At 68.5% G+C, this 25,813-nt stretch carries 22 protein-coding genes and 3 tRNA genes; 9 read left to right on the top strand and 16 right to left on the bottom strand.

Annotation, left to right across the window (positions count from 1 at the left end; translation table 11 throughout):
• The first annotated feature begins 167 nt into the window (after positions 1-167).
• The 6 genes from ACQCSZ_RS11105 (at position 168) to ACQCSZ_RS11080 (ending at position 8,320) form a co-directional block, all read left to right on the top strand.
• Positions 168-2,978, top strand: coding sequence for an aconitate hydratase (locus ACQCSZ_RS11105; RefSeq protein WP_427008031.1), 2,811 nt, complete (start codon positions 168-170; stop codon positions 2,976-2,978).
• Positions 2,979-3,163: 185 nt separating this feature from the next.
• Positions 3,164-5,137: a 1-deoxy-D-xylulose-5-phosphate synthase gene (dxs, locus tag ACQCSZ_RS11100; protein ID WP_427008030.1), complete on the top strand. Its 1,974-nt coding sequence runs from the start codon at positions 3,164-3,166 to the stop codon at positions 5,135-5,137.
• Between the two features lie 136 nt (positions 5,138-5,273).
• Positions 5,274-5,831: a hypothetical protein gene (locus ACQCSZ_RS11095; protein WP_427008029.1), complete on the top strand. Its 558-nt coding sequence runs from the start codon at positions 5,274-5,276 to the stop codon at positions 5,829-5,831.
• Positions 5,832-5,906: 75 nt separating this feature from the next.
• Positions 5,907-6,125, top strand: coding sequence for a hypothetical protein (locus ACQCSZ_RS11090; RefSeq protein ID WP_211878656.1), 219 nt, complete (start codon positions 5,907-5,909; stop codon positions 6,123-6,125).
• Positions 6,126-6,286: 161 nt separating this feature from the next.
• Entirely contained in the window at positions 6,287-7,264 is a 978-nt protein-coding gene (locus ACQCSZ_RS11085) for an aldo/keto reductase (RefSeq protein WP_427008028.1), read from the top strand.
• A 27-nt stretch (positions 7,265-7,291) separates the two neighbouring features.
• A complete protein-coding gene (locus ACQCSZ_RS11080; protein WP_427008027.1) occupies positions 7,292-8,320 on the top strand; it encodes a nucleoside hydrolase in 1,029 nt (342 codons plus the stop codon).
• Positions 8,321-8,650: 330 nt separating this feature from the next.
• Here ACQCSZ_RS11080 and ACQCSZ_RS11075 read toward each other — a convergent pair whose 3' ends face one another.
• The 9 genes from ACQCSZ_RS11075 to ACQCSZ_RS11035 form a co-directional block, all read right to left on the bottom strand.
• Positions 8,651-10,825, bottom strand: a complete 2,175-nt coding sequence (locus ACQCSZ_RS11075; RefSeq protein WP_427008026.1) for a 3-hydroxyacyl-CoA dehydrogenase NAD-binding domain-containing protein — start codon at positions 10,823-10,825, stop codon at positions 8,651-8,653.
• Complete coding sequence (locus ACQCSZ_RS11070; protein WP_427008025.1) at positions 10,822-12,081, bottom strand: thiolase family protein; 1,260 nt, start codon at positions 12,079-12,081, stop codon at positions 10,822-10,824. The genes ACQCSZ_RS11075 and ACQCSZ_RS11070 overlap by 4 nt, the downstream gene beginning before the upstream one ends.
• A gap of 138 nt (positions 12,082-12,219) precedes the next feature.
• Entirely contained in the window at positions 12,220-13,578 is a 1,359-nt protein-coding gene (locus ACQCSZ_RS11065; RefSeq protein ID WP_427008024.1) for an HRDC domain-containing protein, read from the bottom strand.
• 62 nt (positions 13,579-13,640) lie between these two features.
• Entirely contained in the window at positions 13,641-14,303 is a 663-nt protein-coding gene (locus ACQCSZ_RS11060; RefSeq protein WP_427008316.1) for a DUF3000 domain-containing protein, read from the bottom strand.
• Positions 14,304-14,372: 69 nt separating this feature from the next.
• Positions 14,373-15,521 carry a threonine aldolase family protein gene (locus ACQCSZ_RS11055; protein ID WP_427008315.1) on the bottom strand — a complete coding sequence of 383 codons (1,149 nt, stop codon included), beginning with the start codon at positions 15,519-15,521 and terminating at the stop codon, positions 14,373-14,375.
• A gap of 62 nt (positions 15,522-15,583) precedes the next feature.
• On the bottom strand, positions 15,584-16,405 hold the full coding sequence (locus tag ACQCSZ_RS11050; protein WP_427008023.1) for an SDR family NAD(P)-dependent oxidoreductase: 822 nt from the start codon (positions 16,403-16,405) through the stop codon (positions 15,584-15,586).
• Positions 16,402-17,829 (bottom strand): DUF6421 family protein, encoded by a 1,428-nt coding sequence (locus ACQCSZ_RS11045; RefSeq protein ID WP_427008022.1) that lies wholly within the window; start codon positions 17,827-17,829, stop codon positions 16,402-16,404. Before ACQCSZ_RS11045 ends, ACQCSZ_RS11050 begins: the two co-directional genes overlap by 4 nt.
• Before the next feature lie 185 nt (positions 17,830-18,014).
• Positions 18,015-18,491 (bottom strand): peptide-methionine (R)-S-oxide reductase MsrB, encoded by a 477-nt coding sequence (gene msrB / locus ACQCSZ_RS11040; protein ID WP_427008021.1) that lies wholly within the window; start codon positions 18,489-18,491, stop codon positions 18,015-18,017.
• 13 nt (positions 18,492-18,504) lie between these two features.
• Positions 18,505-18,993 (bottom strand): hypothetical protein, encoded by a 489-nt coding sequence (locus tag ACQCSZ_RS11035; RefSeq protein ID WP_427008020.1) that lies wholly within the window; start codon positions 18,991-18,993, stop codon positions 18,505-18,507.
• Between the two features lie 587 nt (positions 18,994-19,580).
• Here ACQCSZ_RS11035 and ACQCSZ_RS11030 point away from each other — a divergent pair.
• Entirely contained in the window at positions 19,581-20,936 is a 1,356-nt protein-coding gene (locus tag ACQCSZ_RS11030; protein WP_427008314.1) for an alpha/beta hydrolase family protein, read from the top strand.
• Positions 20,937-21,137: 201 nt separating this feature from the next.
• Positions 21,138-21,707, top strand: coding sequence for a YceI family protein (locus ACQCSZ_RS11025; RefSeq protein ID WP_427008019.1), 570 nt, complete (start codon positions 21,138-21,140; stop codon positions 21,705-21,707).
• 26 nt (positions 21,708-21,733) lie between these two features.
• Here ACQCSZ_RS11025 and ybaK read toward each other — a convergent pair whose 3' ends face one another.
• Genes ybaK through ACQCSZ_RS11010 form a run of 3 tightly spaced genes read right to left on the bottom strand, consistent with a single transcriptional unit; the run spans position 21,734 to position 23,658 of the window.
• Positions 21,734-22,231 carry a Cys-tRNA(Pro) deacylase gene (gene ybaK, locus ACQCSZ_RS11020; protein WP_427008018.1) on the bottom strand — a complete coding sequence of 166 codons (498 nt, stop codon included), beginning with the start codon at positions 22,229-22,231 and terminating at the stop codon, positions 21,734-21,736.
• Positions 22,232-22,258: 27 nt separating this feature from the next.
• Positions 22,259-22,717 carry a SufE family protein gene (locus tag ACQCSZ_RS11015; RefSeq protein ID WP_427008017.1) on the bottom strand — a complete coding sequence of 153 codons (459 nt, stop codon included), beginning with the start codon at positions 22,715-22,717 and terminating at the stop codon, positions 22,259-22,261.
• A gap of 23 nt (positions 22,718-22,740) precedes the next feature.
• Positions 22,741-23,658: a sulfurtransferase gene (locus ACQCSZ_RS11010; RefSeq protein ID WP_427008016.1), complete on the bottom strand. Its 918-nt coding sequence runs from the start codon at positions 23,656-23,658 to the stop codon at positions 22,741-22,743.
• 219 nt (positions 23,659-23,877) lie between these two features.
• Between ACQCSZ_RS11010 and zapE the strand changes: the two genes are divergently transcribed.
• Positions 23,878-24,915 carry a cell division protein ZapE gene (gene zapE / locus ACQCSZ_RS11005; protein WP_427008015.1) on the top strand — a complete coding sequence of 346 codons (1,038 nt, stop codon included), beginning with the start codon at positions 23,878-23,880 and terminating at the stop codon, positions 24,913-24,915.
• Between the two features lie 152 nt (positions 24,916-25,067).
• Here zapE and ACQCSZ_RS11000 read toward each other — a convergent pair whose 3' ends face one another.
• The 4 genes from ACQCSZ_RS11000 to ACQCSZ_RS10985 form a co-directional block, all read right to left on the bottom strand.
• On the bottom strand, positions 25,068-25,337 hold the full coding sequence (locus ACQCSZ_RS11000; protein WP_427008014.1) for an antitoxin: 270 nt from the start codon (positions 25,335-25,337) through the stop codon (positions 25,068-25,070).
• A gap of 134 nt (positions 25,338-25,471) precedes the next feature.
• A tRNA-Val gene (locus ACQCSZ_RS10995) sits at positions 25,472-25,546 on the bottom strand.
• Positions 25,547-25,596: 50 nt separating this feature from the next.
• Positions 25,597-25,669 (bottom strand) — tRNA-Gly (locus ACQCSZ_RS10990).
• Between the two features lie 57 nt (positions 25,670-25,726).
• Positions 25,727-25,801: transfer RNA gene (locus ACQCSZ_RS10985), tRNA-Val, on the bottom strand.
• Between the last annotated feature and the right edge of the window lie 12 nt (positions 25,802-25,813).

The following is a 25,813-nucleotide window of genomic DNA, read 5'->3' as shown; positions in this document are numbered from 1 at the left end:
ATGGGCGTAGTAGTCCGACGCCGCGCTCCGTCTTCGCGGCTGACCCCCTGCAATCCGTGCGGGTTTCCTTGAGCCCGTCCTTGCGGCTTGCGCGAGTTAGGCCGACCTAACTAGCAAGGGGTCTGCGGCGCGGCAAAGATGAAACCTGTTGCGAGAGGAGTCCTGCGATGAGCATTGTGGACAGCTTCGGTTCAAAAGGCAAACTTAATGTAGCCGGTACCGAATACGAGATTTTCCGGTTGAACTCCGTCGAAGGTGCAGAAAACCTTCCGTTCAGCCTCAAGGTATTGCTTGAAAACCTGTTGAGGACCGAGGATGGCGCCAATATTACGGCCGACCACGTCCGCGCACTGGCCGGTTGGAACCCCAACGCAGAGCCCGACACTGAAATCCAGTTCACGCCGGCGCGCGTGATCATGCAGGACTTCACTGGCGTGCCCTGCGTTGTGGACCTGGCCACCATGCGTGAAGCAGTCAAGGAGCTCGGCGGCGACCCGAAGCGGGTCAACCCGCTCGCCCCGGCCGAAATGGTAATCGACCACTCCGTGCAGACCGACGTCTTCGGCAACTCCGGCGCACTGGAGCGCAACATGGAGATCGAATACCAGCGCAACGGGGAGCGTTACCAGTTCCTGCGCTGGGGCCAGACCGCGTTCGACGACTTCAAGGTCGTCCCGCCGGGAACCGGCATCGTGCACCAGGTCAACATCGAATACCTGGCCCGCACCGTCATGACCCGCGAAATCGACGGCGTCCTCCGGGCCTACCCGGACACCTGCGTCGGCACCGATTCGCACACCACAATGGTCAACGGCCTCGGCGTGCTGGGCTGGGGCGTGGGCGGCATCGAAGCCGAGGCGGCCATGCTCGGCCAGCCCGTCTCCATGCTGATCCCGCGCGTCGTGGGCTTCAAGCTGACCGGGTCCATTCCGTCAGGCGCCACCGCCACCGACGTCGTCCTGACCATCACCGAACAGCTGCGCAAGCACGGTGTGGTCGGCAAGTTCGTGGAGTTCTACGGCGAAGGCGTCGCGGCCGTGCCGCTGGCCAACCGCGCCACGATCGGCAACATGAGCCCGGAGTTCGGCTCCACGGCCGCCATGTTCCCGATCGACGACGTCACCCTCGACTACCTGCGCCTCACCGGCCGGTCCGAGCAGAACGTCGCCCTCGTGGAGGCCTACGCGAAGGAACAGGGCCTCTGGCACGATCCCTCGCACGAGATCAAGTTCTCCGAGTACCTCGAACTGGACCTCTCCACGGTCGTTCCCTCCATCTCCGGCCCGAAGCGTCCCCAGGACCGCATCGAGCTCACCAATGCGAAGGAACAGTTCCGCAAGGACATCCACAACTACGTGGCGCTTACCGACGGCAGCGTGGACGAGTCGCTGGACGAGTCCTTCCCGGCCTCGGACCCGCCCTCCTTCACCCACGCCGATTCCCACACCACGGAAACCGAGCGCGTGGAGTCCGCGGCGAACGGTGCCGAGGGACGTCCGTCCACTCCGGTGCACATCAAGACCGCAGACGGCCGCGAATTCGAACTGGACCACGGCGCAGTCTCCATCGCCTCGATCACGTCCTGCACCAACACGTCCAACCCGTCCGTGATGCTGGCCGCCGCACTGCTGGCCCGCAACGCCGTGGACAAGGGCCTGATGTCCAAGCCGTGGGTCAAGACCTCCGTGGCGCCCGGTTCCAAGGTCGTCACCGACTACTACAACAAGTCGGGCCTGACCCCGTACCTGGAGAAGCTCGGCTTCTACATCGTGGGCTACGGCTGCGCGACCTGCATCGGCAACTCCGGCCCGCTGGACGCTGAAATCTCCGAGGCCATCGCGGCCAACGACCTTTCCGTGACCGCCGTGCTGTCCGGCAACCGCAACTTCGAAGGCCGGATCAACCCGGACGTGAAGATGAACTACCTGGCCTCCCCGCCGCTGGTCATCGCCTACGCCTTGGCCGGGACCATGGACTTCGACTTCGACACCGACTCGCTCGGCAAGGACGAGGCCGGCAACGACGTCTTCCTGAAGGACATCTGGCCGAACCCGGTCGAGGTCCAGCAGGTCATCGATTCCTCGATCGACAAGGACATGTTCGCCCGCGGCTACGAGGGCGTCTTCGACGGCGACGACCGCTGGAAGGCACTCTCCACCCCGGCCGGCGACACGTTCGCCTGGGATCCCAAGTCCACCTACGTCCGGAAGCCCCCGTACTTCGACGGCATGAAGGCCCAGCCGGAGCCGGTCAAGGACATCGCCGGCGCCCGCGTGCTGCTCAAGCTCGGCGATTCGGTCACCACGGACCACATCTCGCCGGCCGGCTCCTTCAAGTCGGACACCCCGGCCGGCCAGTACCTGCTGGCCAACGGTGTGGAGCGCAAGGACTTCAACTCCTACGGCTCACGCCGTGGCAACCACGAGGTCATGATCCGCGGCACCTTCGCGAACATCCGCATCAAGAACCAGCTCCTGGACGGTGTCGAGGGCGGCTTCACCCGCGACTTCACCCAGGCCGACGGCCCGCAGGCCTACGTCTACGACGCCGCGCAGAACTACCAGGGCGCCGGCACCCCGCTGGTGGTCCTGGCCGGCAAGGAGTACGGCTCCGGCTCATCCCGTGACTGGGCTGCCAAGGGTACCGCGCTGCTGGGCGTCAAGGCTGTCGTGGCCGAGAGCTACGAGCGGATCCACCGCTCCAACCTGATCGGCATGGGCGTCCTGCCCCTGCAGTACCCGGCCGGCCAGAACGCTGCCAGCCTCGGGCTGACCGGCACGGAAACCTTCGCGGTTGAGGGCGTCACCGCCCTGAACGAGGGCACCACGCCCAAGACGCTCAAGGTCACCGCGACGGCTGAAGACGGTTCGGTCACGTCCTTCGATGCGGTCCTGCGCATCGATACCCCGGGCGAGGCGGACTACTACCGCAACGGCGGCATCCTGCAGTACGTGCTGCGCCAGATCTCCGCCAACTAGCCAGTGTGTCCCTTGCGGGATTGCTCCCGTGAGGGCGCACTGGTAACGCTGTGAAGGCCCCGGCCGGTCATTGACCGGCCGGGGCCTTCGCGTTCCTCTGATCAGTCCGGCAGCCGGCCGGCACCCGGTGCCGGCCGGGAGGCGTTAGAGTTAAACGGCATGTCTACCACCCGAAGGAGGGGCCGTTGGGAATCTTGGAGACCATCCGGAATCCGCAGGACCTGAGCAAGTTGTCCGTGGCGCAGCTGGATCAGCTGGCCGGGGAGGTCAGGGATTTCCTGATCGGCAACGTTTCCCAGACGGGCGGCCACCTCGGTCCCAACCTCGGCGTCGTGGAGCTGACCATCGCGGTGCACCGGATCTTCGATTCCCCCCGCGACAGCATCGTCTTCGACACCGGACACCAGTCCTACGTCCACAAACTCCTCACCGGCCGCCAGGATTTCAGCACCCTCCGGCAGCAGGGCGGCCTCTCCGGCTACCCTGACCGCGGCGAATCCGAGCATGACGTCGTCGAAAGCTCGCACGCCTCGTCCTCGCTGTCCTGGGCCGACGGCATCTCCCGCGCCCGGCAGCTGACCGGCGACGGCGACCGGTACGTCATCGCCGTCGTGGGGGACGGCGCCCTGACCGGTGGCATGGCCTGGGAGGCCATCAACAACATTGCCGCGGACAAGAAGCGGCGGGTCGTGATCGTGGTCAACGACAACGGCCGCTCCTACGCCCCGACGGTGGGCGGCTTCGCCGACTACCTCGCGTCCCTGCGGCCCACGATCGATTCCTTCCGCGCCGCGCCGGCCTATGAAGGCATGCTGGACTGGTGGAAACGGCGGCTGCAGAACGGCGGACCCGCCGGCCAGTTCACCTACCGCAGCCTGCATGCCATGAAGAAGGGCGTCAAGGACTGGTGGGCGCCGCAGGGAATGTTCGAGGACCTCGGGATGAAGTACATCGGACCCGTGGACGGCCACAACCTCCAGGCGCTGGAGAACGCCCTTTCCACGGCCAGGAACTACGCCGGACCCGTCATCGTCCACGCCATGACGGAGAAGGGCCACGGCTACGCGCCGGCCCGAGCCCACGAGGCGGACCAGTTCCATGCCGTCGGAATCATCGACCCCGAGACGGGCGAACCGACGGAGGCCGGCGGCGCGAAGTCCTGGACCTCGGTCTTCGCCGACGAGATCGCCGACATCGGGGACGAGCGCAAGGACGTCGTCGGCATCACCGGGGCCATGCTGATCCCCGTGGGGCTGCACAAGTTCGCCGCCCGGCACCCGGAGCGGGTGTTCGACGTCGGCATCGCCGAACAGCATGCCCTCACCTCCGCCGCCGGCATGGCGTTCGGGGGACTGCACCCGGTCGTCGCCGTCTACGCGACCTTCCTCAACCGAGCCTTCGACCAGCTGCTGATGGACGTGGCCCTGCACAAGGCCGGCGTGACCATCGTCCTGGACCGGGCCGGGGTCACCGGGCCCGACGGTCCGAGCCATCACGGCATGTGGGACATGGCCATGGTCCAGATTGTCCCCGGGCTGCACCTGGCGGCGCCCCGCGACGCGACCAGGCTCCGCGAGGAACTGCGCGAAGCCGTGGCCATCGAGGACGCCCCCAGCGTGATCCGGTATTCCAAGGGCAGCGTCGGGGCCGAGGTGGAAGCCATCGAGCGGCTCCGCGACGGCGTCGACGTGCTCGCCCGCCGCCCCGCCGGCTCGACCGAAAACGATGTGCTGATCATCAGCGTGGGCGCGATGTCCGAGCTCGCCCTGGATGTCGCCAACCGGCTCGGCGCGCAGGGCATCAGCTCCACCGTGGTGGACCCCCGCTGGCTCCTGCCGGTCCGGAAATCCATCATTGCCCTGGCCTCGCACCACCGCCTCGTCATCTGCATCGAGGACGGCGTGCGCGCCGGCGGCGTCGGCTCCCGGATCCGGCAGGAGATGCGGGCCGCCGGCGTCGATACCGCGCTGAACGAGGTCGGGCTCCCGGTGGAATTCCTGGATCACGGCACCCGCAGCCAGGTGCTGGAGCGCGTAGGGCTGACAGCCCAGCGGATCACCCACGACGTCGTGGCCCAGGTACTGGGGACCAAGGTTCCGTTCGCGCGGCCGCTGCCCGGGCAGGAACACCCGAGTACCGGCAGCCTCCCGCTGCTTTGAACCGGCCCGCTGAACCAGCACCAGCAGCGTCAGCGGCACCAGCAGCAGCACCGTCAGTCAACACCACAGCACAATCACCGTCCGCCGGCGCCACCCCTGGTGCCGTGACCCGGACGGCCCAGGAAGGAACTGGCACATGAGCGGAATTATCCGGGTCTACAAACGCAACGACGACGGGGTCCTCGAATTCAGGGAGGCCTGGTATGACGAGGACTACCGGCAGTTCGTGATGAACCACGGCGTCGTCGGGCACCAGAGCAAAACGGAAGAGACCGACGTCGCCGACCCGGCCGCCGCCGAGGGCCTCATGGACGCGTTCGCGGTGCAGTGCGCCGAAGACGGCTACGCCGAAATCCCCGAAGAAGAACAGTTCTGGGTGGTGGCCCAGTACGCGCTGAAGACCAAGGACGGCACGGACCGCGACCGCTACCTGGAAGAAAAGGCCAAGGACGCCCTCATCAGCCACCTGGCGTGGCGGGGTCTGGGCATCGTGGACCGCTCCGAGTTTTCCGACGCCAAGCTCAACATCTTCTGCCTGACCCCGGAGGTCAACAAGACCGTGAACGCGATCAAGGTCTGCATCCGCGGCGAAGACCTGGATTTCACCAAGTTGAGCATCGGCGCTGCACCGTTCGGCGGAACAACGTTCAAGATCAAGCACTCACCGAAGGCCGCCAACAGCTTCACCCTCTGATTCACCCTCTGACCCGGCACCACCAACCCGGCACCACCAACCCCAACAGTATCGATCGATCGGAAGGCATTCCTCATGGCGAAGAAGACTGCTGAACCAGGCCGCACCCCGCTTCCCACCGGGATCGCGGCTCCTGCCCGCCGGGCCCTCGCCCAGGCCGGCGTCGAGACCCTGGAGCAGGTGGTGGAGCTTGGGCAGCGGCGTCTTTCCACGATGCACGGCATGTGCGCCCGGACCCTGGCCCAGCTCCAGGACGCCATGGACGAGCAGGGGCTCGTGCTGCCCGCAGGCTAGAGGGCCTCTTCGCGCCGGGAGGACATGCCCATTCTTCGCGCCGGGGACCGGGCATAGCCGGAATATGTCCATCCGGCGGCCCGGGCGCGGGGCATGTCCGGATACGGTGGCGTTCCGGCGGCCTGACCGGGAGCGGCAAGCGGGCGTTATAGGCTGAATCCATGACTGAATACCGCCGCGTGGGAAATTCCGGACTGTCCGTCTCCGTCGTGGGACTGGGCTGCAACAATCTGGGCCGGACCGGAACTGCCACCGAGTCGCAGGAGGGGGCCGACGCCGTCGTGCATGCGGCCCTGGACGCCGGCATCACGTTCTTCGACGTTGCGGACAACTACGGCCGGGAGCCGGGCCTGAGCGAGAGAATGCTCGGCAAGGCCCTCGCCGGGCGCCGCGGGGATGCCGTGATCGGCACCAAGTTCGGCATGGACGTCCGCGGGGCCAACGGCAACGACTTCGGCGCCCGCGGCTCCCGCCGCTACATCATCAAGGCCGCGGAAGCCTCGCTGCGGCGCCTCGGCACCGACTGGATCGACCTCTACCAGTTCCACACCCCGGACCCGCGCACGCCCATCGACGAGACCCTCGCCGCGCTGGACGAGCTCGTGGCCAGCGGAAAGGTCCGCTACATCGGCCACTCCAACCGCGCCGGCTGGCAGATCGCCGAGGCCGAATTCGTGGCCCGGGCCCGCGGCGGCTCGCGCTTCATCTCCTCGCAGAACCACTACAACCTGCTGGACCGCCGCGCCGAACTGGAGGTCACGCCCGCAGCCGCTGCCTACGGGCTCGGCGTGCTGCCGTACTTCCCGCTCGCCAACGGCCTGCTGACCGGCAAGTACGCGCCCGGCAAGGCGCCCGAGGGCTCCCGCCTGAGCCACACCCGCACGAACCTCGTGGACGACGCCGACTGGGAACAGCTCGGTGCCTTCAGTGCGTTCGCCGCGGAACGGGACCTGACCGAGATCGAGGTGGCCTTCTCCTGGCTCGCTGCCCAGCCGACCGTCAGCAGCGTCATCGCCGGCGCCACCAGGCCAGAGCAGGTCCGGCAGAACGCCGCCGCCGCGGACTGGCGGCCGGACGCCGCGGACCTGGCCGAGCTGGACGGGATCTTCCCCGGGACGCCGAAGGTCGCATTGTTCTAATCGCATGGTTCTAAGGGGGCCGGCCTGATGCCTTCCATCCTGATGGACGTCGACACCGGGATCGATGACGCCCTGGCGCTGGTCTATTTGCTGTCCCGTCCCGAGGTCCAGGTGCGGGCCATCACCTGCACCGCCGGCAATGTGGGTGCCCGCCAGGTGGCGCTGAACAACCTGGCGCTGCTGGAGCTGTGCGGCAGGCAGGGGATCGAGGTGGCCATCGGCGCCGAGGTGCCGCTGGAAATCCCGCTCGTCACCACGGAAGAGACCCACGGGCCACAGGGGATGGGCTATGCCGAGCTGCCCCCGCCCGCCCAGCAGGTTTCGCCGCGGCACGCCGTCGACGTCTGGGTGGAGGAGGCCCGGGCGCGCCCGGGGGAGCTCACCGGCCTGATCACCGGGCCGTTGACCAACTTCGCCCTGGCACTGCGCCGCGAACCCGGGCTGCCGCGGCTGCTCAAGGGCCTGGTCATCATGGGCGGCAGCTTCAACTACCAGGGCAACACCACGCCGACGGCGGAATGGAACGTCTCGGTGGATCCGCACGCGGCCAAGGAGGTCTTCGCGGCCTACCGCGGCCTGCCCGAGGACAAGCTCCCGCTGGTCTGCGCGCTGGAAACCACGGAGCGGATCGAGCTGCGTCCCGAACACCTGCGGCGCCTCGGGGAGGCCGCCGGGGCCGGCCCGGAGCTCGTCCTCCCTGGCCAGCCCGACGGGCAGCTCAGCGCCTCCGGCAACCCGCTGGTCGCCGCCCTGTCCGACGCCGTCCGGTTCTATCTGGAATTCCACCGGCACCACGGCCAGGGCTATGTGGCCCACATGCACGACGCCTTTGCCGCCTGCGCAGCCGTGGAACGCACACCGTTCGCCACCCGGCTGGCCACCGTCGACGTCGAGACGGACTCCCCGCTGCTGGTCGGCACCACGGTGGCCGACTTCCGCGGCCTCTGGGGACTGCCGCCCAACGCGCGGATCGTCTCCGGCAACGATCCCGGGCACTGCTTTGACGAGCTGATCTCCTCTGTGGGCGCCCTGGCGCGAGGTCTCGGCGGCCAATAGGCTTTTTCGTTAGTTCGACGGGGGTTCAGGTCCAGGCGGCGGGGTGGCCGGGCTCAGGGACATGCCCCGCGCAGGGGCCGGCGGATGGGCATATTCCGGTTATGTCCGGTCGCAGGCGCGACGAATGGGCATGTCCCCCGGGGGGAGCAGCCTGGTCCCCGCTGCGGAGCCGCCCGCACAGGCCCCCGGACGGGACATGCACCGCACCGGGGCCGGCGGATGGGCATATTCCGGTTATGTCCGGTCCCGGGCGCGACGGATGGGCATGTCCTCCCGGCGCGAAGAGGTCTCGGGCCCCCTAGACCCCCCACGACCTAACGAAAATGACCGCTAGCCCGCAGCCACCCCGGCTGCCTGGAATGTCCGGCCGTTGACCCGCTCGGACGCGCCGACCCGGTCAAGGTACGGGGTGATGCCGCCGAGGAACATCGGCCAGCCGGCACCGAGGATCAGGCACAGGTCGATGTCTTCCGCGCCGGCCACGACGCCCTCCGCGAGCATCAGGCCGATCTCCTCCGCGAGGGCATCCTGGGTGCGGCGCAGCACCTCCCCGCCGGTGGACGGCGTGTTGCCGAAGGACAGCATCGCCAGGGTTTCGACCGGGATGTACGGCTTGCCGTCCGGTCCCATCCCGGGCGCCCAGATGGACTTCACGCCGTTGTCGATGAGTTTCTGCAGGTTCTGCGAGACGGCGAAGCGCTCCCCGTAGGCGGCGTGCAGCGATTCCTGGACGTGCTGCGCCACCGGGAGGCCAACCATCGCGCCGAGGGTGAACGGGGTCATCGGCAGGCCCATCGGGCGCAGCGCATTGTCCGCGATCCCGGCCGGAGTGCCCTCGTCGAAGGCCGCCGTCACTTCGCCCATGAGGCGCAGCAGGATGCGGTTGACCACGAACGCCGGGGCGTCCTTGACCAGCACCGCGGACTTCCTGAGTCCCTTGGCGAGTTCGAACGCGGTGGCGAGCACGGCGTCGTCGGTCTTCGGGGCGCGGACGATCTCGAGCAGCGGCATCACGGCCACGGGGTTGAAGAAGTGGAAGCCCACGACCCGTTCGGGGTGCTGCAGGTCCTCGGCCATCGCGGTGACGGACAGCGAGGAGGTGTTCGTGGCGAGGATGCAGTCGGGGGAGACAACGGCCTCGACCTCCTTGAAGACCTGCTTCTTGACGTTGAGCTCCTCGAACACGGCCTCGATCACGAAGTCCGCGTCGGCGAAGGACTCCTTGGAGACGGAACCGGTGACGAGCGCCCGGGTGCGGTTGGCGGCGTCGGGGCTGATCCGTCCCTTCGCCAGCAGCTTGTCCACCTCGGCGCGGACGTACCCCACGCCCTTGTCCACCCGGGCCTGGTCGATGTCCGTCATCACCACGGGCACCTTGAGCTGGCGGGCGAATAGCAGGGCCAGCTGGCCGGCCATCAGCCCGGCCCCGACGACGCCGATCTTCGTCACCGGCCGTGCGAGCTTGCGGTCCGGGGCTCCGGCCGGCCGCTTGGAGCGCCGCTGCACGAGGTCCAGGAAGGCGTAGACGGTGGAGCGGAATTCGGGGGTCTGCATGAGGTCCGCGAGTGTCCCGCATTCGAGCTCCGCGGACTGGGCCTGGGTCAGCGTGCGGTTGGCTTCCATCACGTCCAGGACCCTGGCCGGGGCAGGGGGGGCGTTGGAGGTCTTGGCTTCCACGAAGACGCGGCCGGCGGCGACGGCGCCGGCCCAGCGGGCGGCTACCGCCGGATCGGAGGGGTCGACGGCGTGGGGCCGCCCGGGCGTGACGGCGCCGGCGATGACCTGCGCGGCCCAGGCGACGGACTGTTCCACGAAGTCGGCCGGCTCGAAGATGGCGTCGGCCACGCCGAGCTCGAAGGCCTGCGGCCCGGTGAGGGTGCGGTTGCTGCTCAGCGGGTTCTCGATCATCACCTTGACGGCGTTTTCCGGGCCGATCAGCCGCGGCAGGATGTACACGCCGCCCCAGCCGGGGATCAGGCCGAGGAAGGCCTCCGGCAGGCCCAGGGCCCCGGCGCCGGTGGACACGGTGCGGTAGGTGGACTGCAGGGCAATCTCAAGGCCGCCGCCCAGGGCCAGGCCGTTGATGAACGCGAAGCTGGGGACGCCGAGGTCCGCCAGGGTGGAGTAGACCTCATGGCCCAGCTGGGCCATCCAGAGTCCGTGCTCGCGGTTGTGGAGGGACTTCACAGCGGACAGGTCCGCGCCGGCGACGAGGAAGTACGGCTTGCCGGTCACCCCGACGCCGGCGATCTCGCCGCGGGCGGCGCGCTCCTTCAGCCCTTCCAGGACGGTGCCGAGCTCGATCAGGGTGTTGGGGCCAAGGGTGGTGGGTTTGGAGTGGTCCAGGCCGTTGTCCAGCGTGATGAGCGCGAAGGTGCCGGGGCTGTCCTTGGCGTCAGTCGTCTTCCCACCTGCGGCGGGGAGCGCGATGTCCTGCACGTAGGAGTGGGTGACCGTCTCGTCCGGGAAAAGATCGGCAAGTTTGCGGAAATCGGCGGCGCTCATGCCTGGGCTCCAGTCTGGGCTGTGGTGGACTCGGGGTAAGCGGTGCCGTACTCGGCGTGGTGCGGGTTTTCCCAGATGACGGAGGCTCCCATGCCCAGGCCGATGCACATGGTGGTCAGCCCGAAGCGCACGGAGGGGTCCTCCTCGAACTGGCGGGCCAGCTGGTTCATCAGGCGGACGCCGGAGGAGGCGAGCGGGTGTCCGACGGCGATCGCGCCGCCGTAGCGGTTGACGCGGGGGTCGTCGTCGGCGATGCCGAAGTGGTCCAGGAAGCTGAGGACCTGGACGGCGAAGGCCTCGTTGATTTCGACGAGGCCGATATCGCCGATGCCGAGCCCGGCGTTCTTCAGGGCCTTCTCCGTGGCCGGGACCGGGCCGATGCCCATGACCTCGGGCTCGACGCCGGCGAAGGCGTAGCTGACCAGGCGCATCCTGACCGGCAGGCCGAGTTCCGCGGCAGCGTCGGCGGAGGCCAGCAGGGCGGCCGTGGCGCCGTCGTTCAATCCTGCCGCGTTTCCGGCGGTGACCCGGCCGTGGGCGCGGAACGGGGTCTTGAGCGCGGCGAGGTCCTGCAGCGAGGTGCCGGGACGCGGCGGCTCGTCCACGGTGTTGACGGTCCAGCCCTGTCCGGGCTTCATCGTTGCGACGGGCACCAGGTCCGGCTGGATCTGGCCGTTTGAGTAGGCGGCGGCCAGCTTGGCCTGCGAGGCGACGGCGTAGGCGTCGGCGCGGTCCTTCGTGATGGCGGGGAAGCGGTCGTGCAGGTTCTCGGCGGTGTTGCCCATGTTCAGGGCGGCCGGGTCCACGATCCGTTCGGACATGAACCGCGGGTTGGGGTCGGCGCCGGCGCCCATCGGGTGGTTGCCCATGTGCTCCACGCCGCCGGCAATCACGACGTCGTAGGCGCCGAAGCCGATGCCGCTCGCCGTCGTGGTCACGGCGGTCATGGCGCCGGCGCACATGCGGTCGATCGCGAAGCCGGGCACCGTGCGGGGCAGCCCGGCCAGCAGGGCGGCGGTGCGGCCGATGGTCAGGCCCTGGTCGCCGGTCTGCGTGGTGGCCGCGATGGCAACCTCATCGATCCGCCCGGGGGGCAGGGACGGATTGCGGCGCAGCAGTTCGCGGATGCACTTGACCACGAGGTCATCGGCACGGGTACCCGCGTAGATGCCCTTCTCGCCGGCGCGGCCGAACGGGGTGCGGACGCCGTCGACGAAGACGACGTCGCGGACGGTGCGGGGACTGGCTTGGCTCACGTGTTGCTCCTCATCGAGACATGGTGCCGGAGCTGCGGCCAAGGGCGGCAATCGCGGATGGCAGCAGTGATCCGGGCGGCATCAAGCAACATGTTACTCGCCAGTAATATAGCTGGCAAGGAGGGCGGGCCCGGGTCGTTAGGCGGTGGCGCCGGGAACCGCTTCGGCTGCCGCTCCGGGCTCCTTCACCGGCACCGGCCGGGGACGCAGGAAGGCCCCGGTGATCAGGGGTGCGGTGATCTCGATCTGCCACTGCCGCGCCCCGAGGTTCGCCAGCTCCTCGGCCAGGCCTTCCTCGCTGAGCTCGGCCGGCGGGCGCCACGCCACGCGGCGGAGGTATTCCGGGGTCAGCAGGTTCTCGACCGGCAGGTTCAGTTCCTCGGCCTTGGCCTGCAGCAGGGGACGCGCGGTGGCAAGCCGTGCGGCCGCCTCCGGATCCCGGTCGGCCCAGACGCGCGGGGGCGGGGGAGCGTTGGTGGCCAGGTGCAGGGGAGGAAGCTCTTCCAGGGTCCTGGCGGTGCTGATGCAGCGCAGCCAGCGCGGGGCTTCGCGCTGCGCCGCCCGGCCGTGGAAGCCCTTGGTGCCCAGCAGCTGCGGCACGGTGGCGGGCATCGCCCTGGCCGCGGCCACGAGGGCCGAATCCGGGATGAGCCGGCCGGGGGCCACGTCGCGCTTCTGGGCCAGCGAGTCGCGTTCCAGCCAGAGTTCGCGGACGGCGGCCAGCTGGCGGCGGTCCCGGATCTGGTGCAGTCCCGAGGTCTTGCGCCACGGGTCGACGCGGGGCGGGGCCTGGCCGGCCTCGAGGATGGCCGCGAATTCCTGTTCGGCAAAGTCGAGCTTGCCGTCGGCCAGGAGGAGTTCAATGAGTTCTTCGCGCAGCTCGGTGAGGACCTCGACGTCGAGGGCCGCGTAGCGCAGCCAGGGTTCCGGGAGCGGCCGGGTGGACCAGTCGGCCGCGGAGTGTTCCTTCGCCAGGCCGAAGCCCAGGAGCTGCTCGATCACGGCGGCGAGCCCCACCCGCGGGAGGCCGGCGATCCGGGCGGCGAGTTCGGTGTCGAAGAGCCGGTCGGGCCACATGCCGAGTTCGGACAGGCACGGGAGGTCCTGGCTCGCGGCGTGCAGGATCCATTCCACGCCGCTCAGGGCGTCGTTGATGATCCGCAGGTCTTCGAAGGGCTCGGGGTCGATCAGCCAGGTGCCGGAGCCTTCACGGCGGATCTGGACGAGGAAAGCGCGCTGGCCGTAACGGAAGCCGGAGGCGCGTTCGGCGTCCACTCCCGCCGGGCCGTGGCCTGCGGCCAGGGCAGCCGCGCAGCGCTCCAGGCCTGCCTGGGTTTCGATGACGAGCGGCACGCCGTCCCGGGGGGCATCGAGGTCGATGACCTCGGGGACGAGGCTGTCAAAGCCTTCCACCGTGATGTGGGCTGTGGCGTCACCGGCCTCTGTCTTATTTGGTACGGCGCCGGCCGTGGTGATTTCCGGATTTTGAGGGGTCATGATGACTACAGTTTACCGACACCGCGGGGCCAAGGACGGCGCAGGCGGCAGAACGCGCCGCCTCATGCCCGTGCCGGGGCCTGTCCCGGCCGCCGCCGGGGCAGGGGGGTGACGCCTTCGGGGAGCGGTGGGAGCCCGGCGAACGTGCACACCATCTCCGACCACGCCTCCAGATGCGTGGTGATGTCCGGTCCGGCTGGAGTCCACGAGGCCCGGAGTTCGACGTCGATCGAATCGGGCCGGTCCGAAAGCGTGCCGAAGCTTTCGGAGAGCACGCGCGTGGCGGTGCCGCCGGCCGAACGGTAGGGCGCCTGATGGTTCTCCAGCGCCTCGACCAGCCAGGTCCAGGCGACCGAGCCGAGCATCTGGTCGTTGCCCATTTCGGGCTCGAGCTGGGCCCGGATGTAGGTGACGACCCTGAATTGGCCGTCCCAGACCGCGGAGCCCTCGGGATCATGGAGCAGGATGAAGCGGCCGGTGGCCAGCTCGATGTCCTCGCTGCCGGCGGCCGGTTCGAAGCCCGCGGCGGCCGGCCCGTGGACCGGGCCCGGACCGCCGGCATCCCCGGGCACGATGACTTCCGCACCCAGCGCGACGGCAAAGGGTGCGAGCCGTGACGGCGCCGGAATCTCGGCCAGGCGCAGTTCGCTGCGGCATCGTGCGTGTCGAAGGGTTCCGAGGGCAAAGAGGAAATCTGCCGGAACCTGGTCGAGTGAGTTCACAATGGAAGGTTATGCAACGGCTGCCCCCATGCCCGGCAGGCTCGCCGCCGGGCCGGGCGGGTGCCTGCCCGGCTACGCGGCCGTGAGTTCGCGCCGGATGGCGGCGATGAAGGAATCAACGTCGTCCTCGGTGGTGTCGAAGGAGCACATCCAGCGGACTTCCCGTGCGGCTTCATTCCAGTCATAGAAGCGGAAGGAGCGGCGCAGCCGGTCCGCTGCGCCGGCCGGCAGGATGGCGAAGACCCCGTTGGACTCGGTCTTCTGGGTCAGCTCGACGCCGGGAACCGACTCGACGCCGGCGCGCAGCCGGGTGGCCATCGCGTTGGCGTGCGCGGCCGACCGCAGCCACAGGTCGCCCTCGAGGAGGGCGATGAACTGGGCGGACATGAAGCGCATCTTGGAGGCCAGTTGCATGTTCATCTTGCGCAGGTAGACGAGTCCCTGTGCGGCCTCGGGGTTCAGGGCCACGACGACTTCGCCGAAAAGCAGGCCGTTCTTGGTGCCGCCGAACGAAAGGATATCCACGCCGGCGTCGCGGGTGAAGGCCTGCAGCGGCACGTCCAGGTGTGCGGCCGCGTTGGCCAGGCGGGCGCCGTCCATGTGAAGCTTCATGCCCTTGGAATGGGCATGCTCCGCGATCGCCCGGACCTCCCCGGGCGTGTAGCAGGTGCCGAGCTCGGTGGTCTGGGTGATGGATACGGCCAGAGGCTGCGCGCGGTGCTCGTCGCCCCACCCCCAGGCTTCCTGGTCGATCAGCTCCGGGGTGAGTTTGCCGTCGGCCGTGCGGACCTGGAGGAGTTTGATCCCGCCGATCCGCTCCGGCGCGCCGTTCTCGTCCATGTTGATGTGGGCCGTGGAGGCGCAGATGACCGCTCCCCAGCGGGGCAGCAGGGACTGCAGCGACAGGACATTGGCCCCGGTGCCGTTGAAGACGGGGAAGCACTCGATCCCGGCGCCGAAATGCTGCTCCATGAGCTGGACCAGCCGGGCGGTGTAGTCGTCCTCGCCGTAGGAAACCTGGTGGCCCCCGTTGGCGGCGGCGAGGGCCGCCAGCACTTCGGGATGGACGCCCGAGTAGTTGTCCGAGGCGAAGCCGCGGACGGCGGGATCGTGGAGCCGCGCCGCGGTCTTGGCAGGGCTGGTTTCAACGCTGCCGGTTTCTGCCGTGCCGGTTTCAACTGTGCCGGTTTCAACTGTGCCGGTTTCAACGCTGCTGGTCATCGATTTGCTCACGCTTTCAGTCTAGAGAGGTCCGGGCCCACCGCTGCGTTGTCTGGCCCGGTTCAACGGGCCAGCAGCAGCCGCCGGCCGTTCAGTTCGGCCGCGGGAGTGGTGAAGAGCCCGACGGCGGCGGCCGCCAGTTCCTCCACGTCGGTGAACCCGGGGAAGGTGCGTTCGGGGGACTTTGCGCGCATCCGGGCGTCCACGAGGGCCTTGACCACGAAGACGACGGCGGCGCTGTGCTGGGTTTCCGGCCCGGCTTCCGGCTGGGCATCCGGCCCGGCGCCGGGGCCGCCGGTTGCACTGACAGGGCCCTGGCCGGCAGCACCCTGTCCGGCGTTGCCGGTCTGGGCGCGCCGGAACCCGTCCGCCACGGCCAGGGTCCAGGCCTCGGCCGCAGCCTTGGCGGCCGCGTAGCTGGCGGTCCCCGCCGCCGGCGTGCCGACGGCGGTGGAGGAGACCATGGCGAAGCGCCCGGCCTCCGAGGCGGCGAGGTCGTAGTAGAAGACCCGCGTGACGTTCCGCAGCGTCGTGATGGCGCCGCGTTCCAGGAACTCCCAGTCCTCGTCGCTCTGGTCCGTGATGCCCTTCGCGCCGCGCCAGCCCCCGACCAGGTGGATGACGCCGTCGATCCCCCCGGCCGTTGGCGCCAGCGCGGCGTGCACAGCGGCATGCAGGGCGCGGACGTCCGCCAGGTGCGCGAGGTCGCAGACCAGCGGCATGACGCCGTCGCCCGCCTCGGCGGCGGCGGCCTCGATGCGGTGCCGGTCCGAGCCGACGGTGAACACCGTGTGGCCGGCCCGGTGCAGGGCCCGCGCGGTGGCGATGCCGGACGGGCCGCTGCCGCCCGTCACCAGCACGTTCAGGCTGCGGCCGGCAGTCATCGGGCGTTCATCGCCGGCGTGGCGGTGGCTGTGTCGGTGGCCGTGCCGGTGTCTGTGTTGGTGTCTGACGACCCCGTGATCCCGGCCGTGGAGTCGATGACGGGGCGCATCTTCTTCTCGAGGGCCTCGTAGAACATCGAGAGCGGGAACTCGTCGTCGAGCACCTGGTCGGTGAGGCCGCGCGGCGGGCCGGCCAGCGGCAGGGCGCCGGCGCCCTTGGCCCAGACGGAGGCCGGGTTGGGGGTGAGCGTGCCGGAGACCAGCTCGTAGGCGGCCAGCCAGTGGGCGGTCTTGGGGCGGTCGATGGAGCGCCAGTAGAGCTCCTCGATCCGGGCGCCGAGTCCGATGACGACGTCCGCGGCCTGGTCCCAGTCGATGCTGAGCTTACTGTCGGTCCAGTGCAGGACATGGTGCTGGTGCATCCAGGCGAAGAGCAGCTGGCCGCCGAGGCCGTCGTAGTTGCGGACGCGGTTTCCGGTGATCGCGAAGCGGAAGATCCGGTCGAAGATCACGGCGTACTGGACCAGTTTGGCGTGCCGGCGTGCTTCGGGGTCCGCGTTGCCGTCTTTTTCGATCCGCACGGATTCGCGGAAGGCGGTCAGGTCACAGCGGAGTTCCTCGAGGGAGTAGAGGAAGAACGGCATGCGCTGCTTGATCATGAACGGATCGAAGGGCAGGTCCCCGCGCATGTGGGTGCGGTCATGGATGAGGTCCCACATGACGAAGGTTTCCTCGGCCAGCTGCTGGTCCTCGAGCAGGGCGGCGGCGTCCCCGGGAAGCTGCAGGGAGGTGATCCCGGTGGCGGCGCGGACGACACGCCGGAAGCGGGCGGCTTCGCGGTCGGCGAAGATGGCGCCCCAGGTGAAGGTGGGCGTTGCCCGGACTGCCACAGTCTCCGGGAACAGCACGGCGGAGTTGGTGTCGTAGCCGGGGGTGAAGTCCAGGAAGCGGATGGGAACGAAGAGCTTGTTCGAGTACTCGCCCTCCTCGAGGCCGGCGGCGAACCCGGGCCAGATCACCTCGATCAGCACGGCCTCGACGAGGCGGCTGCTGCTGCCGTTCTGGGTGTACATCGGGAAGACGACGAGGTGCTGCAGTCCGTTGACCCGGTGCTGCTGCGGCTCGAAGGCCAGCAGCGAATCCAGGAAGTCGGGCACGCCGAAGCCGCCGGCGGACCACCGCCCGAAATCGGTGACGAGGAGTTCCAGGTAGCGGGCGTCGTGCGGAAAGGCCGGGGAGAGCGCGGTGACCGCGTCCGTGATGGTCCCGACATGGCCGGCGGCCGCCTCGTGGGCGGCAGGATCCGGCACGGATCCGTCCTGGACCTGGAGTGCCTGCAGGGCGGTGGCGGCAGCCTTGAGCGCCAGCCACTCCGGGGATTCCGAGGTGACGTGGGCCGGTGCGGTGGTAGCGGTCGTGGTCATCGACATGGGCCTTCCTGGTTGCTTGGTGCGTCTACGGCGAGCGTAGCAAGCAAACAGAATCTCTAACGCAAAATATGGTTGAGCATAAGAAAGTCTGGGCCAACTGGTGGTCGAAGAGTGTTCCAGCGGCAGCCGGCTGCCCCCTGGCTGCCGGGCACCGCCGGTACGGGACCCGGCAGCAGGCCTCAGTTCCCGGCGTCGTCCGCCGTGACGAGCCTGAGCGAGACCGAGTTGATGCAATACCGCTGGTCCGTGGGCGTGCCATAGCCCTCGCCCTCGAACACATGGCCCAGGTGGGAATCACACGCGGCACAGCGCACCTCGATGCGCTCCATCCCCAGGGCGCGGTCATGGATATATCGGACGGTTTCCGCTGCCAGCGGCGCCCAGAACGACGGCCAGCCGCAGTGGGAGTCGAACTTTTCCTTGCTCGTGAAGAGTTCGGCGCCGCAGGCCCGGCACTGGTAGACGCCGGCCGTGTGGGTGTCCACGTACTCACCCGTGTAGGGCCGCTCGGTGCCGGCCTGGCGCAGCACACGGTATTCCTCCGGGGTCAGCTCCTGGCGCCACTGCTCGTCGGTCTTGCCAGGCTTTTCGGTGGCAGTTTCAGCGGCAGGCGCTGCCACGGGCGCGACCTTTGGCCTGTTGTTAAAGATGCTCATGGCTGAATAACGCTCAGGAGTCCCCGATAAATCCCGAACCTGCGTACAGATGCAGCACGGGCAGGCCCAGCCGGTCCTGGGCCTTGTTGGCCCAGTCGGTGTGGAAGGTGTCGGCGAGGGCGTGCGGGCGGGTGATGACGACCGCCTGCCCGGCGCCGAGTTCCTTGACCTTGGCCACCAGGCCCTCCACGGGCCGGCCCTCGACAATCTGGCCGCTGACTCCTCCGCCCAGCCCGGCCAGCGCCGTGAGCGAGGCGGCCAGGGTCTCGGCGGCTTCGGCCCGTTCGGCGGCGGGGTCGGGGGACTCCGTCAGTTCGCGGAAGGCCTTCGCGATCTCCAGCAGGGAGAGGTTCTCCAGGAAATCCACCAGCAGGTGGCGTTCGGTGTTGGCCGGGACCAGGACCACGAGGGGCGCATCACCGCCGGCGACGAGGGTTTCAATGTTGACGCGGTCATCCGCACCGAGGGGCTCTTCTGTCAAAATGACGATTGGATCACTCATGCCCCCAGCCTAGCCGGGCGCCGCGCGTCCCGGCATGAATGTGGCATCGACTGCTCCAAACCCGCCCTTTTCCACGGTCTAAACGGCCGTTGTGGAGCAACCGATGGGGGTGTGGGGCTATTCCAAACCGGCGCCGTGCTCCCACTCCGGCCATATGACGGAAATGGCCGCAATCGGGCCCGCATTCCGGCCATCTGCGTCAATTGGGCGCCGTCCCCGGACGCAGCGTTACGATCCCGTCCGGATCCGCTACGGTTTTAGGGACTTCAACGACCCGTGCTGCCTCAATCACCGGCGATATGACGGAAATGGCCGCAATGAAGCCGTCGTTCCGGCCATATCCGGCAATCGGCTGCCCGCCTGGCTTCCTCCCGATGTGCCGGTCCAGACCCGGCAGCGGTTTGGGCGGGATTGCCGTGCTGACACGGGTGACGCCCCCGGATGCCATCATCTGCCGTGAGTTCGGCAAGAATGGTGCCATGGCATCCTCCCTGCGCCTTCTGCCGGACCCGCACCGGACCCCGACCGCCCACGGTACGGCCGCTCCGGCCGCAGTGCGCTCCGGAAGGGCCGCGGTGCGCTCCGGGATGGAGGCGGCGGGGCCGGTTAACGGGGCGGGGCTTTCCGGCGGCGCCAAATGGGCCGTGGGCGGCATCATCGGCGGAAGCGCCGCGGCCGGCCTGCTCGCCGCAGGGTCGTCGGCGCTGGCCCTGTATTTCGCCCGCCGCGTCATCACCCCCGAACGCGTCCGCGAGGCGGACCAGGAAGTCCTGGCGGTGATCCGCGAAGGGCGCGGGCTGCATATTATCCTCGCCGCAACCCCCGAGAACACGGTCGAGGGCGTCTATGGCTTCTTTTTCGACGGCGGCCGGGGCCATGCCCGGATCGGCAGGATCCTGTCCTACTCGCCGGCCGAACGCACCGTCCTGCGGGACGTCGAGGCCGTCTACAGTGGCGACCTTGCGGCGGCGCGGCGCGGCTGGTGGAGCGGGGCGGCGTACCCCGATCCCGCCAGCCTCGGCCTTCCGGCGGAGGAGGTCCTGATAGAGGTCGACGGCGGGACCGCCCCCGCCTGGCTGGTGCGGGCCGCGCCGGCGCCGGACACCACGGTGCCGGACACGCCAGCGTCGGACACGCCGGCGCCCGACACGACGGCGCCGGACAGCATGGCGCCGGACACATGGGCGATCATGGTGCACGGCCGCGGGGGCAGCCGGCAGGAAGGCCTCCGGGCCCTGCGCACGGCGCGGGAACTGGGCCTGTCCAGCCTGCTGATCTCGTACCGGAACGATGGCCTGGCTCCGTCGGCGCCGGACGGACGCTACGGCCTGGGCTCCACCGAATGGCGCGACGTCGAGGCCGCCATCGGCTTCGCCCGCGGCCAGGGGGCGCGCGACGTGGTGCTGTTCGGCTGGTCGATGGGCGGCGCGATCTGCCTCCAGACCGCCGACCTCTCCCGCTACCGCCACCTGATCCGGGCAATGGTGCTGGATGCCCCGGTGATCAACTGGGTCAATGTGCTGGCGCACCACGCGGAGCTGAACCGGATCCCGTCCTCCGTGAGCCGGTACGGGCAGCTGATGCTAAGCCACCGCCTGGGCCGCCGGCTGACAGGCCTGGCCGCGCCGGTGGACCTGAAGGCAATGGACTGGGTGTCGCGGGCCGTGGAACTGAGGACGCCGACGCTGATCCTGCACAGCGTGGATGACGAATACGTTCCCTACGGGCCGTCCGCGGCCCTCGCCGAGAAGAACCCCGAGATGGTCACGTTCGAACCCTTCAGCCGGGCGCGGCACACCAAGGAATGGAACGTCGATCCGGATGGCTGGGAACGCCTGGTCACCGCCTGGCTGGGCCAGCAGCTGGCGCCCCGCGCGAATCCGGGCCAGGCCGGTCCCGGGCCCGAAGGAGCGCCGGATCCGGAACCCCCGCATCCGGTCTAGCGGAGGTCTAGAGGCATTCCCGGCCCGGCATGCGGGGGAGAAAAGAGCCCGGCTGGAGCCCCCAATGTGGGCGCAATGGCGCTAGGATTGTGCCGGAATGGCAACCCTTGCAGCGGTGCTAAGTGGTTGTCGGGTCAGGTAGCCAAGCATCTGTTTACCCAGCGGCAGTGCGTGGCACCCTCTACACAGGAGGCTGTCTGCATGCCGGAATTATCACCGGACCTTTCCGGAGAATGGCGAATCGATCCCGGCCATACGCGGATCGGGTTCTCCACCCGGCACGCAATGGTCACGAAGGTCCGCGGCGCATTTAACGACGTTGCGGGGATAATCAATGCCGACGTCGAGAATCCCGCCAATTCATCCGTGCGGGTGACCATTAAGGTCGCCAGCATCGATACCCGGAGTGCCCAGCGCGACGAACACCTTCGCACCAACGACTTCTTTGATGCACCGAGCTATCCCGATATCACGTTCGTCAGTTCGCGGATCGACCAGATCGAAGAATCGAATTTCATCGTCATCGGCAATCTGACCATCCGCGGAGTCACCCAGGAAATCAGCCTGCCGATCGAGTTCCTCGGGGTCGAGCGGGACCCGGCCGGAGCGCTGCGTGCGGGGTTCGAGGGATCCCGCCGCATTGACCGCCAGCAGTTCGGCGTCAAGTGGAACACCGCCCTTGATTCCGGGGGCGTGCTTGTCTCGGACAAAATCACGCTGGAGTTCGAGGTTTCGGCCGTCAAGGTCGAGGCGAGCCGGGGCGGCTCCTGATTCGTTGATCCGGCTGGTACGAAGGCCTAGTGCCGTCCCGTACCGATCCGTGCGGTGCGGGCGCCCGTGAGCCGGATGAGTTCTTCCGGGTCCAGTTCGATGTCCAGCCCGCGGCGGCCGCCCGAGACGAGGATGGTATCCAGCGCCAGCGCGCTCTCATCCACGACGGTGGGGGAGGACTGCCGCTGCCCGAGCGGGGAGATGCCGCCGAGCACGTAGCCGGTCCTGCGCTGTGCTGCGGCCGGTTCGGCCATGGCGGCCTTCCTGCCGCCCAGCGCCGCGGCCATCGCCTTCAAGTCCAGGTTTCCGCTCACCGGCACGACGCCGACGGCAAGCCGCCCGTCGACGTCGACCATCAGGGTCTTGAACACCCTGGCGGGGTCGATGCCGAGCATTTCCGCGGCTTCGAGGCCGTAGCTGGCCGCCGCCGGATCGTGGCTGTAGGGGTGGGCCACGAAAGGAACCCCGGCCGCCGCGAGAGCCGCGGTGGCTGGGGTTCCCTGCGACGGAAGTTTACGGGCCACAGCAGCTGATGGTCGCGACGGCGGCGGTCAGGACTGCCGAGTGGCCAAGGCGACCTTGCGCTTGATCCGGCCCAGCATGGCCGTCATACCGCGCATGCGCAGCGGAGTGATGGCGCGGGTGAGGCCCAGGAGATCGGGCATGTCGTCCGGCACGGCCAGGATCTCCTGCGCGCTGAGGCCGTCGAGTCCTTCGCGCAGCACGCCGGCGAAGCCGCGGGTGGTCGGGGCTTCCGGCGGCGCCTTGAAGAAGAGGTGCACGCTGTCCGGTGCACCGCCGTCGCCCGGTTCCGTCTCGATGGTGAGGAACAGCGGTGTCTGGCATTCGACCACCTGCTCCATCAGCTCGGGGTGGTCCTTGAGCCGGTCCGGGAGGTCCGGAAGCTCGCGCGAAAACTCCAGCAGCAGCTGCAGCCGTTCGGGTTCCGTCAGGGCCTGGAAGTCATCGACAATGTCCGCCAGCGCGGCGGGGAGGGCAGGAGTATTCATCACTCCCAGCATACGCCCGGGGCCTACCTGGCTGCCGGGACCGCGCCGCGTTCGGCGCCCTTGACGATGGGGACGCGGACGGCGTTGCCCCATTCGGTCCAGGAGCCGTCGTAGTTGCGGACCGTGTCGAAGCCCAGGAGGTACTTGAGCGCAAACCAGGTGTGGCTGGAACGCTCGCCGATGCGGCAGTACGCCACGACGTCGTCGCCTTCCTTGAGCCCCGCCTCACCCAGGTACAGTGCCTCTAGTTCCCCGCGGTTCCGGTAGGTGCCGTCGCCGGCAGCGGCGCGGGCCCAGGGGATCGAGGCGGCCGTGGGGATGTGGCCGCCGCGCATGGCGCCTTCCTCCGGGTAGGCCGGCATGTGGGTGCGCTGCCCGGTGTACTCCTCGGGGGAGCGCACATCGATCAGCGGCTTGCCGAAGTGGGCGAGGACATCGTCCTTGAACGCGCGGACCGGGGCGTCATTGCGCTCCACGACCGGGTAGGTGCCGGGGGCCGGCGCCGCGGTTTCCGTGGTGAGGGCGCGGCCTTCGGCGATCCACTTGTCCCGGCCGCCGTCCAGCAGCCGGACGTCCTCGTGGCCGAAGAGCGTGAAGACCCACAGGGCGTACGCGGCCCACCAGTTGGACTTGTCGCCGTAGATGACCACGGTGCTGTCCCGGGAGATGCCCTTGGCCGCGGCCAGGGCGGCGAAGGCCCCGCCTTCCACGAAGTCGCGGGTGACCTCGTCGTTCAGCTCAGTGTGCCAGTCCACCTTCACCGCGCCGGGGATGTGGCCGGTCTCGTACAGCAGCACATCCTCGTCGGATTCCACCACCACGAGACTGCCGCCGTCGAGCGCGCCGGCTTCGATCTCCGCGGCGAGCCATTCGGTGGACACGAGCCGCTCCGGGTGGGCGTAGGCGGCAAATTTTTCGTTCTGCTCAACGGGGTAGGGCATGGGATGGCCTTTCACTGAAGCGGTCAGGGGGCCGGGCCAGGGGAGGATCGAATGCGGCGCCGGGCCTGCTACAACACTAGCCACGCCCCCTCGGGAATGCCCCCGCCCGGTTAACACTGGGAAATGTGGCCTTGGTCACAGCGTTTCGCCGGGCCCACCGGCGGCACCCGTATTCCCGGTATCCTTTCTGGGGACAAAAGACCAGCAGAACGGACCACCTTGGTACAGATCGAACAGCTCGCCGCCAGAACGCCGGCAGTTTCAGTGGATGAACTCCTCAACGGATTCTTTCCCTCGGCAAGGTTCGGCGGGGTCTCGTTTTCCAGCTACCGCCCCGATCCGTCACAGCCCAGCCAGGCCGGCGCGGTCCGGGCGCTGGAAGGATTCGCGGCCGGCGTGGGGGCGCGGGACGGCGACGGCTTCCTGAAGCGGCTCTTCGCGAAGAAGGACACCTCGCGCGCCGGAATCTACCTCGACGGCGGCTTCGGCGTCGGCAAGACCCACCTGCTCGCCTCGCTGTGGCACGCCACCCCTGGTCCCAAGGCCTTCGGCACCTTCGTCGAATACACGAACCTGGTCGGGGCGCTGTCCTTCCGCAAGACGGTGGACGCCCTCAGCGGCTACAAGCTCGTCTGCATCGATGAATTCGAACTCGACGATCCGGGTGACACGGTGCTGATGTCCCGGCTCATGCGCGAACTCGCCGACGCCGGCGTCAAGCTCGCCGCAACCTCCAACACCCTGCCGGGTTCCCTCGGCGACGGCCGCTTTGCCGCCGTCGACTTCGCCCGCGAGATCCAGGTCCTGGCGGACCAGTTCGACGTCGTCCGGATCGACGGCGAGGACTTCCGCCACCGCGGCCTCCCGGCGGCCCCGCTGCCGCTGCGCAACGATGAGCTGACGCACCACATGCATGCGGAGTTTGACGGCAAGACGGTGGCGCGCGATGACTTCGGCACCCTCATCAACCACCTGGCCGGCGTCCACCCGAGCCGCTACCGCCAGCTCCTGGACGGCATCGAGGGTGTGGTCTGGAAGAACGTGGAAACCATCACCGAGCAGGCTGTCGCCCTGCGCTTCGTGGTGCTGGCGGACCGGCTCTACGACAAGGATGTCCCGATTCTTGCCAGCGGCGTGCCGTTCGACCGGCTCTTCACCGAGGAAATGATGACCGGCGGGTACATGAAGAAGTACTTCCGGGCTGTCTCCCGCCTGACCGCGCTGGCCCGCGAGGGCCAGAACCACGAACCGTCGTAGGCCCTTAAAGCAACGCGGGGTCACTTACGGCCCATCCTGATGCACCGGATGGGCCGTAAGTGACCCCGCGTTGTTTGTTTAAGCGCCGATTAAACGCCAGAGGTGCCGGCGCCGCCTCCCGGCGGGACCGGCACCTCGCTGACGTACCTGGGTCAGAGGCCCTGCTGCCGGGGTTCCCCGGCCACAGGGGGCTCACCGTCGACGGGAGTCTCCTCGGCGACGGGTGCCGTGTCCGGCCCGCCGTTCGCCTTGTCCACGAAGTCGGAAGCACCCTGCTGAACGGAATCGATCTTGTCGGCGTACTTTCCGCCGGTCTTTGAGTCGATGAAATCACCGGCCTTGCCGATGCCGTCCTTGATGGCTTGTTCGTTGCCACCAATTACTTGCTGAGCCTTGCCCTTTAGATCGTCAAGTAAACCCACGGGCACCTCCCTTCAGTCGCGGAGCCAGATCGCTCCTTGCCTTTCGATCGTAACCGGCGCAGGTGGGGGCGCCAAGGATGTCCGCCCACAGGGTAAAGGGAAAGAGAAAAGCAGCTCCGGGGAGCTGCTTACTGTGGTGGGCGATACTGGGATCGAACCAGTGACCTCTTCCGTGTCAGGGAAGCGCGCTACCGCTGCGCCAATCGCCCGCATCCGGAAGGACCGGAGTGGAACTGGTGAAACTCGCTAAAAACAAGAGAGCGGACGACGAGATTCGAACTCGCGACATCCACCTTGGCAAGGTGGTGCTCTACCAGCTGAGCTACGTCCGCATTTTTAGTCCATGCCGGCTGGGCCGGTGGTGCTGCATCAAGCAAGTTGCCTTGCTTTGGTGGGCGATACTGGGATCGAACCAGTGACCTCTTCCGTGTCAGGGAAGCGCGCTACCGCTGCGCCAATCGCCCCTTGCATCCGGC

Source organism: Pseudarthrobacter sp. H2, assembly GCF_050157045.1.
Classification (GTDB): domain Bacteria; phylum Actinomycetota; class Actinomycetes; order Actinomycetales; family Micrococcaceae; genus Arthrobacter.
The sequence above is the reverse complement of the archived record's forward strand: the minus strand, read 5'-3'. Positions and strand labels throughout refer to the sequence as shown.

Excerpts from the sequence above, each read along its gene's own strand:
- ACQCSZ_RS11105 (WP_427008031.1), top strand. The coding sequence starts at position 168 with ATGAGCATTGTGGACAGCTTCGGTTCAAAAGGCAAACTTAATGTAGCC.
- ACQCSZ_RS11095 (WP_427008029.1), top strand. The coding sequence starts at position 5,274 with ATGAGCGGAATTATCCGGGTCTACAAACGCAACGACGACGGGGTCCTC.
- ACQCSZ_RS11090 (WP_211878656.1), top strand. The coding sequence starts at position 5,907 with ATGGCGAAGAAGACTGCTGAACCAGGCCGCACCCCGCTTCCCACCGGG.
- ACQCSZ_RS11085 (WP_427008028.1), top strand. The coding sequence starts at position 6,287 with ATGACTGAATACCGCCGCGTGGGAAATTCCGGACTGTCCGTCTCCGTC.
- ACQCSZ_RS11080 (WP_427008027.1), top strand. The coding sequence starts at position 7,292 with ATGCCTTCCATCCTGATGGACGTCGACACCGGGATCGATGACGCCCTG.
- ACQCSZ_RS11075 (WP_427008026.1), bottom strand. The coding sequence starts at position 10,825 with ATGAGCGCCGCCGATTTCCGCAAACTTGCCGATCTTTTCCCGGACGAG.
- ACQCSZ_RS11065 (WP_427008024.1), bottom strand. The coding sequence starts at position 13,578 with ATGACCCCTCAAAATCCGGAAATCACCACGGCCGGCGCCGTACCAAAT.
- ACQCSZ_RS11055 (WP_427008315.1), bottom strand. The coding sequence starts at position 15,521 with ATGACCAGCAGCGTTGAAACCGGCACAGTTGAAACCGGCACAGTTGAA.
- ACQCSZ_RS11050 (WP_427008023.1), bottom strand. The coding sequence starts at position 16,405 with ATGACTGCCGGCCGCAGCCTGAACGTGCTGGTGACGGGCGGCAGCGGC.
- ACQCSZ_RS11045 (WP_427008022.1), bottom strand. The coding sequence starts at position 17,829 with ATGACCACGACCGCTACCACCGCACCGGCCCACGTCACCTCGGAATCC.
- msrB (WP_427008021.1), bottom strand. The coding sequence starts at position 18,491 with ATGAGCATCTTTAACAACAGGCCAAAGGTCGCGCCCGTGGCAGCGCCT.
- ACQCSZ_RS11035 (WP_427008020.1), bottom strand. The coding sequence starts at position 18,993 with ATGAGTGATCCAATCGTCATTTTGACAGAAGAGCCCCTCGGTGCGGAT.
- ACQCSZ_RS11030 (WP_427008314.1), top strand. The coding sequence starts at position 19,581 with ATGGAGGCGGCGGGGCCGGTTAACGGGGCGGGGCTTTCCGGCGGCGCC.
- ACQCSZ_RS11025 (WP_427008019.1), top strand. The coding sequence starts at position 21,138 with ATGCCGGAATTATCACCGGACCTTTCCGGAGAATGGCGAATCGATCCC.
- ACQCSZ_RS11015 (WP_427008017.1), bottom strand. The coding sequence starts at position 22,717 with ATGAATACTCCTGCCCTCCCCGCCGCGCTGGCGGACATTGTCGATGAC.
- ACQCSZ_RS11010 (WP_427008016.1), bottom strand. The coding sequence starts at position 23,658 with ATGCCCTACCCCGTTGAGCAGAACGAAAAATTTGCCGCCTACGCCCAC.